Raw genomic sequence first — 13,018 nt, 5'->3', positions numbered from 1 at the left:
TTGCTTACAAGTATCTCTCGCTAAGTGCTGGCCAACGATCCAGATTTTAGGTTAGGGAGTCCTTAGCGATCTCAGGCTAAACTGAAGCCACCGGGTGTTGCTGACATTGGGGTTACCTAAACTTCATGAACTCTCCTTTGCTCCAAGCTTTTACTTCTCCAGTAGTGGTTTGCCCACAAACCACTCCGCTCCAAAAGGCCTTAAGGCTATGGAGTCTAACCGACCAAGAACGTCTCGTAGTCATAGATCCGGCCCAATTTCCCATCGCCTGTATTCAGTTTTCCCGGTGGTTACCCTATTGGCTACAACCGGAATCCCAAGGGATTCAGTCTTCCTCTTTATTAAAGATCAATCCCCAATTGTACCAAATTGGAGAACCCATTTTAGAAACGATTGTCTGTTTTTCCAGCGATCTAGATTTCGCCGAACTCCAGCAACAACTCAAAGAGTGTAACCCGGCGATCGCCTGTCATTATGCCCTAATTAACCCAGAAAGAGAATTTGTCGGATTATTGGATAATCAACGGTTGCTCCAGTATTCCTTAGAGCAAAAAGCCTCCCCTCATCCAGGGTCTAGGGAATTGCAAGAGGGACAAATCTTCTGGCAAAACCAACTTAGTCTTAATTCTCCTCCCTTCTCCCCCCCTTCTCCCCACTCTTACTCATCCCCGTCAGACCCAATCGGGAATCCATCCCCGCGATCCCCAGGATCTCCAGTAGACTGGCAACTTGAATCTCTCTTGACTCGCATCACCCAACTGGTCAAGGAAAACCAAACGAAAGACCAGATCTTAGCCTATATTAGCCATGCCCTAAAAACACCGATCACTTCAATTTTAGGCCTATCCAACCTCCTGTCCCATCCCCATCACTCCCTCAGCGATGCTCGGCAAAAGCAATACTTAGGTTTGATCCATCAAGGAGGAAAACAACTGAGGATCGTCATTGATGATATGGTGACTTGGACACAGCTCGAACTCGGAGAAATCCTGTTAAACCCATCCCTCATTAACCTATCTGAGTTCTGCGATCGCACCCTAACCACCTTTCAAGAACTGGTGCAAGACCGGCCCCAACCCCCCTACCTCAAAGTCATACGAGATCCCCATCTCACCGATGTGATGGCCGATGAATTTTGGCTGCGACAAATGATTCATCGGCTCCTCTCCTATAACCTATGGGCAATGAACCGCGACCAATCCGGTTCTCTCCAACTAGAAATCCAATCTCAAGGGGGATTTTGGATAAGCTTTCGGTTAACCAACCCTTACTTAAGCGCCCCGGTCAATCTTACCCCTTGGATCTCCTCCTCCAGTCACCCCACTTGGGAATTAGGATTAGCCATTGTCAGTCAACTTTGCCAACTCCATGGCGGGGATCTGATGTGTTCCGTCACAGAAAACCAAGGTACAGAATTTACCTTGCTCTTACCCTCCGAACTCCTCCATCAACCCTCGGGAACCGAAATTAACTCCTCTGTACCGAAAAAATTAACTCTTTTATGTTTATCTCCCGGTACGCCCCAACAAGGAACCTATCAAGAATGGGTGCGAGGATGCCACTCTTTAAAAGGTCAAGATTGTCGCCTTCTGGAAGCTGATGACCTAGATCAGGCGGAAATCTTAGCCAGGGTGTGGAAACCCCATGTTTTGGTCTTTAATGATGCGGGTTTAGACGATATTCAGGATTACTTAATGGCTCTGCGGCGATCGGAATCCCTATGTTATTTACCCCTAGTCGCCCTCAGTCAGGAAACTACCGAAATGGCCAATCAAATTCCTGGATTGTTGGTCTTTCCTTGTTTGGTTTCTCCAGATTCTGACTTGGCCATTTCTACCCTATTACAAGTGATTATGATAGCCGCGAGTCAGGGAGAGTGAACGCGCCCTGAGTGGAGTCGAAGGTAAAGTAGGCAATCCCTACTGATAGATTTGATGTGTAAGCCCTGACTACAAAGAATCTGGATCGATATTTAACTGTCGCAATTTCTCCCGTAGCTGTTGTAAATCGGATTTGGCGCGATCGCGCTCTTGCACCACATCCTCATAGGTTCCAAACGCTTCCCCACTCGGCGTAAATAACTGCAAATCTTGCGAGCTGGTACTAAAACTCACCTGCAATAACGGACTTCTCCAACCCTCCATTTGCGCAATTTCTGTTAGTCTCCCCCCACTTCTGAGCCATCCTTGCAGTTGATTCTTTTTCGGATTGTAGACATAATATTCTTCCACACCATAATAGTCGTAGAACTCGAACTTATCCTCCATTTCTCCTTTACTATTACTCGCCGAAAGAATCTCAAATACCACTTGAGGCCCTATATTTCCTTCTTCCCATTGTTTATAAGAGCCTCTATCTTTTTTCTCCACTCCAAAAACAACCATCACATCTGGTGCTTGCCTGAAATTCAAACTCTCTTCAGCTATAGTTAACCTCCCTGCTTCTCTGGGATACCACAACAAATCCCCCGCCACAAATACATCTTCTCGCTCTTTGAACAGAGCCGACAATCCTCCAACAATAGTTGTAATTAAACGAAATTGAACCGTATTATCCGCCATCGGTTTGCCATCACTGTCTGGGTAGAGTCGAGCTTCAACTTGTGATTGAGACAGCAATTCTTGTACCATCTTTTTCTACCTGAATACTGAATCGAGTTTGCATTCTTGTTTTGAGGATAGCATAGCTGATGCGATCGCCCAGAGTGAAACTACAAAGAATCCGGATCGATATTTAACTGTCGTAATTTCTCCCGTAGCTGTTGTAAATCGGATTTGGCGCGATCGCGCTCTAATTCAGCACTATTAGCTCTTTGTCGTTGGCGATCGCGCTCTTGCACCACATCCTCATAGGTTCCAAACGCTTCCCCACTCGGCGTAAATAACTGCAAATCTTGCGAGCTGGTACTAAAACTCACCTGCAATAACGGACTTCTCCAACCCTCCATTTGAGCAATTTCTGTTAGTCTCCCCCCACTTCTGAGCCATCCTTGCAGTTGATTCTTTTTCGGATTGTAGACATAATATTCTTCCACACCATAATAGTCGTAGAACTCGAACTTATCCTCCATTTCTCCTTTACTATTACTCGCCGAAAGAATCTCAAATACCACTTGAGGCCCTATATTTCCTTCTTCCCATTGTTTATAAGAGCCTCTATCTTTTTTCTCCACTCCAAAAACAACCATCACATCTGGTGCTTGCCTGAAATTCAAACTCTCTTCAGCTATAGTTAACCTCCCTGCTTCTCTGGGATACCACAACAAATCTCCCGCCACAAATACATCTTCTCGCTCTTTGAACAGAGCCGACAATCCTCCAACAATAGTTGTAATTAAACGAAATTGAACCGTATTATCCGCCATCGGCTTGCCATCACTGTCTGGGTAGAGTCGAGCTTCAACTTGCGATTGAGACAGCAATTCTTGTACCATCTTTTTCTACCTGAGTGTTTGCACTGCTGCTTTGAGGATAACATACAGCGCTTTGCGCCCTCTGTGGGGGAATGGGGGGAGCGAATAACAGATGACTCATTACTCAAAGATTTCCTTGACTCCTGAACCAGTAGCTTCTTGAATTAAAGCTTCAGCGCGATCGGGTTCTTGATAGAGTAACTCCAGAAACGGCCAAGGTTCCATCCCCACCAACCGAGCATAAAACTCGACTTCGCCCATGATTCTGGCTTCGGACTGGCGCAAATACATACTCAGACAATGATGGGCCTGATTTTCCGGTTGGCGTTGAGTACGGAAAAAGGCTAAGGCGTTTAATAAGCGGTCTTCATAGGGCGCAAGGGGTCTAATGTTCATGCTTTGGGAAGTACGTTGAGTCATAAGATCTCATCATTAACCATTACAGCGCTTTGCGTGCGCTAGGGGCTAGGAATAGGTAAGGGGAGTCTATACTATAAATTTACGATCTTGTAACTGAGTATCCTATACCCGCCAACTTTTCGTCCATGAGTTTTAAGGAAGAATTTGAACTACTGCTGCGATCGCGCTATCCCATCATCTACATCCCGACTGCTGAAGAAGAACGGGTAGAGAAGGCGATCGCCGAAACTGCCCAAGATCTCGGCAGTCGAGGAGTCTATATCTGGGATTTCGTCGAGGGTTATCAGGGCAATCCCAATGATAGCGGTATCGGTCGTCGCAATCCCCTCCAAGCCTTAGAATTCGTCCAGAAAGTCCCCCCCACAGCCGCCGGAATCTTTGTCCTCCGCGATTTTCATCGCTTTTTAGAAGATATTTCGATTTCCCGCAAACTGAGAAATCTAGCCCGGAGTCTCAAATCAGAAGCCAAAAACCTGGTGATCCTCTCTCCAGAAATTATCATCCCCACCGACTTAAGAGAAGTGATTACCGTCCTAGATTTTCCCTTACCCCAGAGTTCAGAAATTCGGGAAGAAGTGAGCCGGTTATTAGCTGGGTTAGGACAAGCCATCGATCGCGAATTCCTAGAAGAAATAGTTCGGTGTTCCCAAGGTTTGTCCCTAGAGCGCATTCGCCGGGTATTGGGAAAGGCGATCGCCACCCATGGCCAACTGCGCCCCGAAGATGTAGAACTGATTTTAGAAGAAAAACGGCAAACCATTCGCCAAACCCAAATCCTAGACTTTTATCCCGCTCAAGAACAAATCTCCGACATTGGCGGCTTAGAAAACCTCAAAGATTGGCTCCTGCGTCGCGGCGGAGCCTTTTCTGAACAAGCCAGAGCCTATGGACTGCCTCATCCCCGTGGCTTGCTGCTGGTGGGCATTCAGGGAACCGGAAAATCCCTCACCGCCAAGGCGATCGCCCACCATTGGCATCTGCCCCTCCTGCGTCTAGATGTGGGGCGACTGTTTGCCGGACTGGTGGGAGAATCGGAATCCAGAACCCGGCAAATGATTCAACTGGCTGAAGCCCTCGCTCCTTGTATTTTGTGGATTGACGAAATCGACAAAGCCTTTAGCGGCATGGGATCGCGGGGAGATGCAGGCACAACCAACCGGGTATTTGGAACCTTTGTCACCTGGTTAGGCGAAAAAACCTCACCAGTTTTTGTCGTTGCCACCGCCAACAATATCCAAAGCTTACCCCCAGAACTGTTACGCAAAGGGCGATTTGACGAAATATTCTTTGTGGGACTGCCCAGCCAAGAAGAACGACAAGCCATTTTTGCCGTTCATCTTGAGCGGTTGCGTCCCCAAAGTCTGAGAAACTACGACTTAAAACGCCTCGCCTATGAAACTCCCGATTTTTCCGGCGCAGAAATTGAACAAATGATCGTCGAAGCCATGCACATTGGCTTTAGTCAAAACCGGGATTTTACCACCGATGATATCCTAGAGGCAGCCAGTCAGATTGTTCCCTTAGCTCGGACTGCCCAAGAACAAATTGAATTGTTACAATCTTGGGCAGCCTCTGGAAAAGCTCGGCTTGCCTCTCGTTCAAATGGCTTAACTCCTCCCTTGTAGTCCCTATGGTTTTTCTATCTCGATCCTTATGGTTAGCAGACTAATTTCTGGATTATTTCAAGTCATCTTTGGGGTGATGTTGGCGATCGCCCTGATGTTAGTGGGTGGATTAGCCACCGCCCGTTATTTTATGGGCAAATTGACAGCAGCCCCTCCTAAACCCGAATTTCCAAAGGTGGAAGAGCCAAAACCGGCTACTTCTGCCGCCCCCTCAACTCCGGCTCAACCTCAAAAGCCAAAAGAACCAGAACTTCCCGAAGGAGCCTACAAGGCGAGAGTCACTTGGGCTGATGGTCTCATGCTGCGGGATGCCCCTACCTATGAAGCCAAATCCATTGGGGGGGTTGGCTATAACGAAACTTTGTATGTGATTGGAGAGAGCGACGATAAGGCATGGCAAAAAGTCCGGGTTGGCTCTCAAGATGCCTGGGTGAAAGGGGGTAATGTGGAGAAGGTAGATTAGCTATTGCTTAACGGTTAGAATCAAACATGCGTTGTATCGAAACAGTAAACTTTTGTGAGCGTCAGAGTTAGAATCGCACCGAGTCCCACTGGAAATCTCCATATTGGCACAGCCAGAACGGCTGTATTTAACTGGTTGTTTGCCCGCCATCTGGGAGGGCAGTTTATTCTCAGGATTGAAGACACAGATCTAGAGCGATCGCGCCCTGAATACACTGATAATATCCTCGAAGGCCTGACTTGGCTAGGCTTAACCTGGGATGAAGGCCCCTTTTATCAGTCCCAAAGGCTCGATCTCTATAAACAAGCCGTGCAAACCCTGCTCGATGGGGGATTAGCCTATCGCTGCTATTGCACGCCTGAAGAACTCGATGACATGCGAGCCAAGCAGAAAGCCGCCGGTCTGGCTCCCCGCTATGATAACCGCCATCGTCATCTCACGGCACAAGAACAAGCCGCCTTTGAAGCCGAAGGGCGCAAACCCGTGATTCGGTTTAAGATCGATGATGATCGCACCATTGCCTGGAAAGATTTAGTCCGCGGAACGGTCAGTTGGAAAGCTGGCGACTTAGGCGGTGATATGGTGGTAGCTCGTGCTGCTGAAGCCGGAGGAGTTGGACAACCCCTCTATAATTTAGCCGTAGTCGTGGATGATATGGACATGGCCATCACCCATGTGATTCGCGGCGAAGACCATATCGCCAACACCGCCAAACAGATTTTACTCTACGAAGCCTTGGGGGGACAGGTTCCCGAATTTGCCCACACTCCCCTAATTCTCAATCAAGAAGGGCGCAAACTCTCTAAGCGCGATGGGGTAACTTCGATTTCTGACTTCCGTCAGATGGGTTATATTGCCCCCGCTCTAGCCAATTATATGACCCTGTTGGGTTGGACTCCCCCGGATGCAACCCAGGAACTCTTTACCCTCGATGAAGCCGCCAAAACCTTTAGCTTCGATCGCGTCAATCAAGCCGGTGCTAAATTTGATTGGGATAAACTCAACTGGATTAACAGCCAATATCTCCATCATCTGCCCGTCGATCAATTGACGGATTTGATTGTGCCCTTCTGGAAAGATGCTGGTTATGATGTAGACTCCCAAGAGCGTTCCTGGTTAGAACAACTCGTTGCCTTAATCGGCCCCAGTTTAAGCCGGTTGTCAGATGCGGTAGAATTAGGCAAAATGTTCTTTACTCCAGAAAGCAGCTCTTCGGATGAAGCACGGGAGCAACTGCAACAGGAAGGGGTCAAAGAGATCCTAGAATCCCTTTTAACGGCGATTGCGGGCGCACCAGTGACAGAAGACACTCTCAAAGAAGCGATTAAAACCGTCACCAAAGAGAAAAAGGTGAAAAAAGGCTTAGTTATGCGGAGTTTACGGGCTGCGTTAACGGGTGAAGTCCATGGCCCTGACTTGATCCAATCTTGGTTACTCTGGAATCAAAAAGGACAAGATGGCGATCGCATCAAACGAGCGATCCAAACTCTATAATCTAGGGTTCAAAAGAGTGGTTATCAAACGGCCCGGATGGATAATCATCTAAATCCACCTTAGTATCGAGCTTCAACCCTTGGGGAGTTTTAACAATAATATTATCGCCTCCCAAGGCTTGAGCTTCTGCTAAGGCTTCTCCAGCAGTAACAATTAAAGTCACTTCAGAATCATCATTACGAGGCACTACACTACTGACTCCTAAACTGACCGTAATATAGGGACTGATGGGGGAGTTGGGATGGACTAACTTGAGACTACTAACTTCTGAGTGAATATAGGTCGCTACTTGCATCGCTCCTTCCACATTGGTTTGGGGTAATAAAATAGCAAACATTTCCCCCCGATACCGAGCCACCATATCGGCTGGTCGTTTGACCACAGAGCCAATCGCCTCGGCGATCGTTTTTAAACATTCATTACTGGTTTGGGAGCCATAGCTATAAACATAGGGCTTAAAATAATCCACGCGACAGACAATGAGGGAGAGGGGTTTTAAGTCCCGCTTCATCCGTCGCCATTCTTGCTCGATATATTCATTAAAGCGGCGGCGGTTGGGGAGTTGGGTGAGGCGATCGAAAAGGGTAAGATTTTTAACTTGTTTATTAACGGTTTCCAGTTCTTGACGAGTAGACCACTCTAGCAAAGAAAGCCGTTCATATTGATAAATCATGAAATAACAAGCAATGCCAATCATGGCTAAAAACAGAAAGGATTCTACCACAATCTCATGGGATAAATCACTCGGAGGCAAACCCAAGATCCAGTGATTGAGGCAAAAATAGGCAATAACAACACTTTGAGAAATAACATGAACCCGCCAAAATACAGGAATAGCGGTAGCTTGCATCACAAACATAACCAGCCAAAGTTCTGGGTTAAATTCAGAGGCTCCGGCAGCCGTTCCTAGAATCTGGGGTAACAGGGTTACTGACCAGGATAGTCCTAGAAAGAGAAGACTGGGATGGCGACGACCAAATTGGGTTTTTTGTAATCCCCAACAGCCTAAGAGCGCAAAGAGGGTGGTAATGCGAGCGCCCAGCAGTTGACTAGCAAATTGTTCACCATAAAGGATAGCTTCAAACAAAGCTAAGGCAAAAACTCCACCAAGGGTCATCCAAATGGTTGGCTGAAGACGAGATAAGATAAGGAAGTTTCGCCATTCGGGTTCGATGCGTGAGTGCTTTTCCCCAGATTTTTTTACGTCTTCCGAGGAGGTTGAGTCCGAGCGAGCTGATGGTTTTGGCTTAGATCCCTGATTCATGGTTATAGGCTATTCGATCGCCATTTCCGCAAGGAAAGGTCTAATCGGTGTTTCGATAGTTTACATTAAGCTAGGTTCCCAGGTATAGGCTAGATTGGCTCAGTTGATGCACCCCCAATCTCTAACAGGATGGGTGATGGGTTGGCTGGGTGATTAAGGCCGAGCCAATTCCCTGGTTTTGCTATACCTGTGTTTTGAAGGTTTCCCTAGAGCATTCGATCATAGCTTACAATTTTAGCTGAAAGGTTGTTCTCTCTGGCGATTTTGAGAACGGGATGTGTTTGGGTTTCAGTATGGTGAATATTAATCAACAATTTCAACAGGCCTATCAGTACCAGCGAGAAGGGAATTTAGAAGCTGCTCGTAGCGGATATGAAGGGGTTTTAGAACTTGACCCCCAACATATTAGTAGTCTGGTGAATTTGGGGGTTTTGTATAAGAAACGGGGTGATTATCAACAGGCGGCGCGGTTCTATCACCAGGTGTTGCAACAAAAGCCCAATCATGTGGCTGCCCATTATAATTTAGCCTTGATCTATGAGCTAAAGGGGCGGTTATCGGAGGCGGTGCGTCATTATAGCCATGGGTTGCTATTCCAACCGACTGATGAAAATTTACGGCAACGTCTTCAGAAGGCATTAGTTGCTCTAGGATGTTTTCAGAGCGATCGCCCCTTATATGAGCAAGCCCTACATCAGGTTTCTCTGAGTTTGTCTTCTTTTAAGGAACTCATTGAGTTTCTGCGTCAGCAGGAGTGCCTAGAGGTGGCGATCGCTCTTTTGGAGGCGGCGATCGAGCAATATCCTGATCGGCCAGGACTCTATGCTCTGCTCGGTGGTATTTATAACCAAATGGGTAACTATACGGAGTCGATGAAGGCTTTTCAGCAGGCGATCGCCCTCTCTCCCCAAGATCCCCATTATATCCAGTCTTTAGGCATCACTTTTGCCAAACAAGAGCAGTGGCAAACCGCGAGATCCTATCTACAACAAGCTCTGAGTCTTGCCCCTCATTTGCGTAAAACCCAGCGATGGCTCAATTTTGTCAATCTAGTCTGTGGCGATCGCCCTCAAGTTGAGTTTATCAGCCACTATCAAACGATTCAATTTCAGATTACGGGTAAAAATCTAGATGTGGAATTAACCCAGGTGAACGATCGCCAGTTCTATGAACAGTCAGAACTCGATTTTATCCATCAGACGTTGAAGCGGCGATCGGTTATTGTCGATGTGGGCGCAAATTCCGGTAACCACCTGGTTTATTTTGCCAAAATATTAGGAGCAGAAACTGTCATTCCCATCGAATTTCAACCCGATATTATTGCCGCCCTCAAAACCAATATTGCTCTGAATCAGATTACCAATGTAGACCTCTCTAAATTAGGCTATGCTGTCGGTAAAACTCCCGGTCGCGCCCAACTGCAAAACCATCCCACCGGCGATCTCTGTTTAACCGAACTCAAAGAAGATCCCAGGGGAACCTTAGAAGTTTTGCCCCTCGATCGGCTCATTACCTCTAGGGTCGATTTCATTAAAATAGATGTGCAAGGATTAGAAATTGAAGTGTTAGAAGGAGCTGAAGGGCTGTTGCGGCAATTTCAACCCGATGGACTGATTGAAGTCACCAAAAGAAATCAACCCCTGTTTTTGAGTTTTCTAGAGCGGATCAATTATCAAATTATTAAAGAGTTTCGAGAATGGAATTATAGCAACTTTTATATTCAGTCTAGGGTTCAGTAAGATTGACATAAAGCACTTTGCGCTCTCTGTGGCGGATATTCAAACCCCGATTCTTTAATTGAAGTTAGGGAAAAATTGGCGATCGGCTAAAATAGATCAATTTCTAGCCCATTTCTATGATACTAAGAGGTGAAGATGGTACAGACCCCAACCGTACCGGAAACGGAAACCCTATTACTAGAGTTACCCAAAACTCTAAAGCTCTATGTTACCCAAGAACAGTTTGAAATTCTAGCGGCCAGTAATCGAGAATTACAACTAGAAAGAACAGCAAACGGAGAATTAATTGTGAATCCACCAACCGGTTGGGAAACTGGAGAACAAAATAGCAGTATTTCTGGCGAGTTGTATCTATGGTGGCGCAATGCAGGCGAACCGGGGAAAGTGTTTGACTCATCGACTGGATTTATTTTACCCAATGGCGCGAATCTCTCTCCTGATGCATCTTGGGTGAGTCAAGAGCGTTGGGATACACTCAATGAGGAACAAAAGAGAATGTTTGCCCAGATTTGTCCTGATTTTGTGGTGGAATTAAGATCGCACTCAGATACCATAAAATCCCTGCGAGAAAAAATGCAAGAGTATATGGATAATGGAGCCAGATTGGGTTGGCTAATTAATCCGAAAACTAGAAAAGTAGAAGTATATCGAGTCGGTTTAGAGGTGGAAATATTGCCAAATCCAACTGAGTTATCCGGTGAGGCAGTTTTACCCGGTTTCGTTTTAGAGCTTCGTCGGGTGTGGGATTAGGGCGATCGCATTAGGGAAGCGGAGTTTTATCGCGCCCATGCCCCATCCTGTACAATAGGGGGAAACGTTGACCCTTTTTAACTTTTAATTTTTTCGGCTGTCTCCGACCTGAAAATTTTTAATGGATATGCTCGAAACCCAGCTCTATCACCTGCAACAGTTTGCCGATCGCCTCGTTGATACCCAACTCGCGGATCTCAACCCTGTGAGTATTGGTCTTATTTTTATCGCCGGACTACTGACAAGCTTAACCCCCTGTATGCTCTCCATGTTGCCCCTAACCGTGGCATACATCGGCGGCTACGAAACCGAAAACCGCCTACAATCAGCCATTCAATCCCTATGGTTTGCAGCCGGTTTAGCCACTACCCTCGCCCTCCTAGGCATCGTCGCCGCCCTGGTGGGTCAAGTCTATGGACAAATTGGTATCGGATTACCCATTATTGTCAGTATTATCGCTATCCTTATGGGACTCAATCTCCTGGAAGCCTTGCCCCTGCAATTGCCCGCTTCTGGGGGCATGGATTGGATTTCGCCCAACTTCCCTAACAGTCTTCGCTCCTACCTCATTGGCTTAACCTTTGGCTTAGTCGCCTCCCCCTGTAGCACCCCCGTACTCGCCACGCTGCTGGCTTGGATTTCCAGCACCCAAAACCCAATCCTCGGTAGCGGTTTACTCCTCGCCTATACTGCGGGCTATGTTTCCCCCCTGGTACTCGCGGGAACCTTCACCGCTTCGATTAAAAAACTTTTAGCCCTGCGGCAATGGTCGGGATGGATTACTCCGACCAGTGGCGTGTTATTAGTAGGATTTGGGGTGATTTCCCTCCTGTCTCGTCTTGTGCCCATTAGTTAGTTAAGCGCATTATCATAGAAAAATGAGATTACCCGATACTTTGATTGATGACCCAGACTTGAAATAATATAAAATAGTCGTGCTTGCTGATACAACTAACCTAACTCAACTTTCAAATTATGGATGCTGCCGTTTTAACAGAAACCGAACATATTGAAATTACCCCTGGGGTACTTGGTGGTAAACCACGCATTGCCGGTCACCGCATTTCTGTTGCCTACATTGCCGAAATGTATTTGAAGACGGGGGTTTCCATAGAAGAAATTGCCACCAAGTATGATTTACAATTTGCTGCTGTTCATGCAGCTATGACTTATTATTACGATCATCGAGAAGAAATCGATCGTCAAACAGCAGAAAGTCACAAGCTTGTAGAAGAATTAAAGCGAAATAGTCCGCCGTCTCCATTAGAAGATAAATTAAGAGCAATTAGAGGTGAGTAAGTCAATTCGTTTTCATTTAGATGAACATATTGATCCGAGTATTGCCCGTGGTTTGCGTCGTTATGGAATAGATGTGACAACAACTATTGAGGCTGGGTTGCGAACTCAAAGTGATGAATCACATCTAGTCTTTATTTGTCAAGAGCAGCGTGTGATTGTCACTCATGATGACGATTTTTTGATTATAGCAAGTCAGACCACGGATTATCCAGGAATTGTCTATTGCCCACCTAATTCTCGTTCTATCGGTGAAATTATTCGTAGCTTAGTCTTAATTTATGAAGTCTATGAACCAGAAGAAATGAGAGGAAGAATTGAATATATTTAAATTAGTCATTATTATCGCCATCCTCATGGGACTCAATCTCCTGGAAGCCTTACCCCTGCAACTACCCGCTTCCGGAAGCATGGATTGGATTTCCGCTTCGATTAAAAAACTTTTAGCCCTGCGGCAATGGTCGGGATGGATTACTCCGACCAGTGGCGTGTTATTAGTAGGATTTGGGGTGATTTCCCTCCTGTCTCGTCTTGTCCCGATAAGTTAATGTGCCG

General features: G+C 46.5%; 13 protein-coding genes and 1 pseudogene. 10 read left to right on the top strand and 4 right to left on the bottom strand.

Annotation, left to right across the window (positions count from 1 at the left end; all coding sequences use genetic code 11):
• The first annotated feature begins 125 nt into the window (after positions 1-125).
• Positions 126-1,880 carry a sensor histidine kinase gene (locus AC3FZD_RS03875; RefSeq protein ID WP_488738866.1) on the top strand — a complete coding sequence of 585 codons (1,755 nt, stop codon included), beginning with the start codon at positions 126-128 and terminating at the stop codon, positions 1,878-1,880.
• A gap of 69 nt (positions 1,881-1,949) precedes the next feature.
• Here AC3FZD_RS03875 and AC3FZD_RS03870 read toward each other — a convergent pair whose 3' ends face one another.
• The 3 genes from AC3FZD_RS03870 to AC3FZD_RS03860 all read right to left on the bottom strand — a co-directional run bounded on the left by AC3FZD_RS03870 (position 1,950) and on the right by AC3FZD_RS03860 (position 3,832).
• Positions 1,950-2,630: a Uma2 family endonuclease gene (locus AC3FZD_RS03870; protein WP_488738865.1), complete on the bottom strand. Its 681-nt coding sequence runs from the start codon at positions 2,628-2,630 to the stop codon at positions 1,950-1,952.
• A gap of 80 nt (positions 2,631-2,710) precedes the next feature.
• Positions 2,711-3,433: a Uma2 family endonuclease gene (locus tag AC3FZD_RS03865; RefSeq protein WP_488738864.1), complete on the bottom strand. Its 723-nt coding sequence runs from the start codon at positions 3,431-3,433 to the stop codon at positions 2,711-2,713.
• A gap of 99 nt (positions 3,434-3,532) precedes the next feature.
• The gene (locus AC3FZD_RS03860) at positions 3,533-3,832 is read right to left on the bottom strand and encodes a hypothetical protein (RefSeq protein WP_488738863.1); all 300 of its coding nucleotides are present in this window, start codon (positions 3,830-3,832) and stop codon (positions 3,533-3,535) included.
• Positions 3,833-3,957: 125 nt separating this feature from the next.
• On the opposite strand from AC3FZD_RS03860, the gene AC3FZD_RS03855 reads away from it, so the two are divergent.
• The 3 genes from AC3FZD_RS03855 to gltX are packed head-to-tail and all read left to right on the top strand — an operon-like array spanning position 3,958 to position 7,414.
• Positions 3,958-5,457 carry an AAA family ATPase gene (locus AC3FZD_RS03855; RefSeq protein ID WP_488738862.1) on the top strand — a complete coding sequence of 500 codons (1,500 nt, stop codon included), beginning with the start codon at positions 3,958-3,960 and terminating at the stop codon, positions 5,455-5,457.
• A 28-nt stretch (positions 5,458-5,485) separates the two neighbouring features.
• Positions 5,486-5,920, top strand: a complete 435-nt coding sequence (locus AC3FZD_RS03850; protein WP_488738861.1) for an SH3 domain-containing protein — start codon at positions 5,486-5,488, stop codon at positions 5,918-5,920.
• Between the two features lie 54 nt (positions 5,921-5,974).
• Positions 5,975-7,414, top strand: coding sequence for a glutamate--tRNA ligase (gene gltX / locus AC3FZD_RS03845; protein WP_488738860.1), 1,440 nt, complete (start codon positions 5,975-5,977; stop codon positions 7,412-7,414).
• 1 nt (position 7,415) lies between these two features.
• On the opposite strand, the gene AC3FZD_RS03840 is transcribed toward gltX, so the two are convergent.
• Positions 7,416-8,678, bottom strand: coding sequence for a GGDEF domain-containing protein (locus AC3FZD_RS03840; protein ID WP_488738859.1), 1,263 nt, complete (start codon positions 8,676-8,678; stop codon positions 7,416-7,418).
• Positions 8,679-8,971: 293 nt separating this feature from the next.
• Between AC3FZD_RS03840 and AC3FZD_RS03835 the strand changes: the two genes are divergently transcribed.
• The 6 genes and pseudogenes from AC3FZD_RS03835 to AC3FZD_RS03810 all read left to right on the top strand — a co-directional run.
• Complete coding sequence (locus AC3FZD_RS03835; protein ID WP_488738858.1) at positions 8,972-10,417, top strand: FkbM family methyltransferase; 1,446 nt, start codon at positions 8,972-8,974, stop codon at positions 10,415-10,417.
• A gap of 135 nt (positions 10,418-10,552) precedes the next feature.
• The gene (locus AC3FZD_RS03830) at positions 10,553-11,167 is read left to right on the top strand and encodes a Uma2 family endonuclease (RefSeq protein WP_488738857.1); all 615 of its coding nucleotides are present in this window, start codon (positions 10,553-10,555) and stop codon (positions 11,165-11,167) included.
• Between the two features lie 127 nt (positions 11,168-11,294).
• Complete coding sequence (locus AC3FZD_RS03825; protein ID WP_488738856.1) at positions 11,295-12,023, top strand: cytochrome c biogenesis protein CcdA; 729 nt, start codon at positions 11,295-11,297, stop codon at positions 12,021-12,023.
• Between the two features lie 119 nt (positions 12,024-12,142).
• Positions 12,143-12,466 (top strand): DUF433 domain-containing protein, encoded by a 324-nt coding sequence (locus AC3FZD_RS03820; RefSeq protein WP_488738855.1) that lies wholly within the window; start codon positions 12,143-12,145, stop codon positions 12,464-12,466.
• The gene (locus tag AC3FZD_RS03815) at positions 12,459-12,794 is read left to right on the top strand and encodes a DUF5615 family PIN-like protein (RefSeq protein WP_488738854.1); all 336 of its coding nucleotides are present in this window, start codon (positions 12,459-12,461) and stop codon (positions 12,792-12,794) included. Before AC3FZD_RS03820 ends, AC3FZD_RS03815 begins: the two co-directional genes overlap by 8 nt.
• Position 12,795: 1 nt before the next feature.
• Positions 12,796-13,011 (top strand): annotated as a pseudogene (locus tag AC3FZD_RS03810) (cytochrome c biogenesis protein CcdA); the annotation flags it as partial.
• Positions 13,012-13,018 lie beyond the last annotated feature (7 nt).

It is taken from the genome of Roseofilum sp. KMC-1 (assembly GCF_057802075.1).
Note: the sequence above shows the minus strand (reverse complement) of the source record. Positions and strands in the feature narration are given on the sequence as shown.

What these genes read in the sequence shown, in the direction of transcription:
- AC3FZD_RS03865 (WP_488738864.1), bottom strand. Translation starts at nt 3,433, where the DNA reads ATGGTACAAGAATTGCTGTCTCAATCGCAAGTTGAAGCTCGACTCTAC.
- AC3FZD_RS03855 (WP_488738862.1), top strand. Translation starts at nt 3,958, where the DNA reads ATGAGTTTTAAGGAAGAATTTGAACTACTGCTGCGATCGCGCTATCCC.
- AC3FZD_RS03875 (WP_488738866.1), top strand. Translation starts at nt 126, where the DNA reads ATGAACTCTCCTTTGCTCCAAGCTTTTACTTCTCCAGTAGTGGTTTGC.
- AC3FZD_RS03870 (WP_488738865.1), bottom strand. Translation starts at nt 2,630, where the DNA reads ATGGTACAAGAATTGCTGTCTCAATCACAAGTTGAAGCTCGACTCTAC.
- AC3FZD_RS03850 (WP_488738861.1), top strand. Translation starts at nt 5,486, where the DNA reads ATGGTTAGCAGACTAATTTCTGGATTATTTCAAGTCATCTTTGGGGTG.
- AC3FZD_RS03830 (WP_488738857.1), top strand. Translation starts at nt 10,553, where the DNA reads ATGGTACAGACCCCAACCGTACCGGAAACGGAAACCCTATTACTAGAG.
- AC3FZD_RS03835 (WP_488738858.1), top strand. Translation starts at nt 8,972, where the DNA reads ATGGTGAATATTAATCAACAATTTCAACAGGCCTATCAGTACCAGCGA.
- AC3FZD_RS03840 (WP_488738859.1), bottom strand. Translation starts at nt 8,678, where the DNA reads ATGAATCAGGGATCTAAGCCAAAACCATCAGCTCGCTCGGACTCAACC.
- AC3FZD_RS03825 (WP_488738856.1), top strand. Translation starts at nt 11,295, where the DNA reads ATGCTCGAAACCCAGCTCTATCACCTGCAACAGTTTGCCGATCGCCTC.
- AC3FZD_RS03820 (WP_488738855.1), top strand. Translation starts at nt 12,143, where the DNA reads ATGGATGCTGCCGTTTTAACAGAAACCGAACATATTGAAATTACCCCT.
- AC3FZD_RS03860 (WP_488738863.1), bottom strand. Translation starts at nt 3,832, where the DNA reads ATGACTCAACGTACTTCCCAAAGCATGAACATTAGACCCCTTGCGCCC.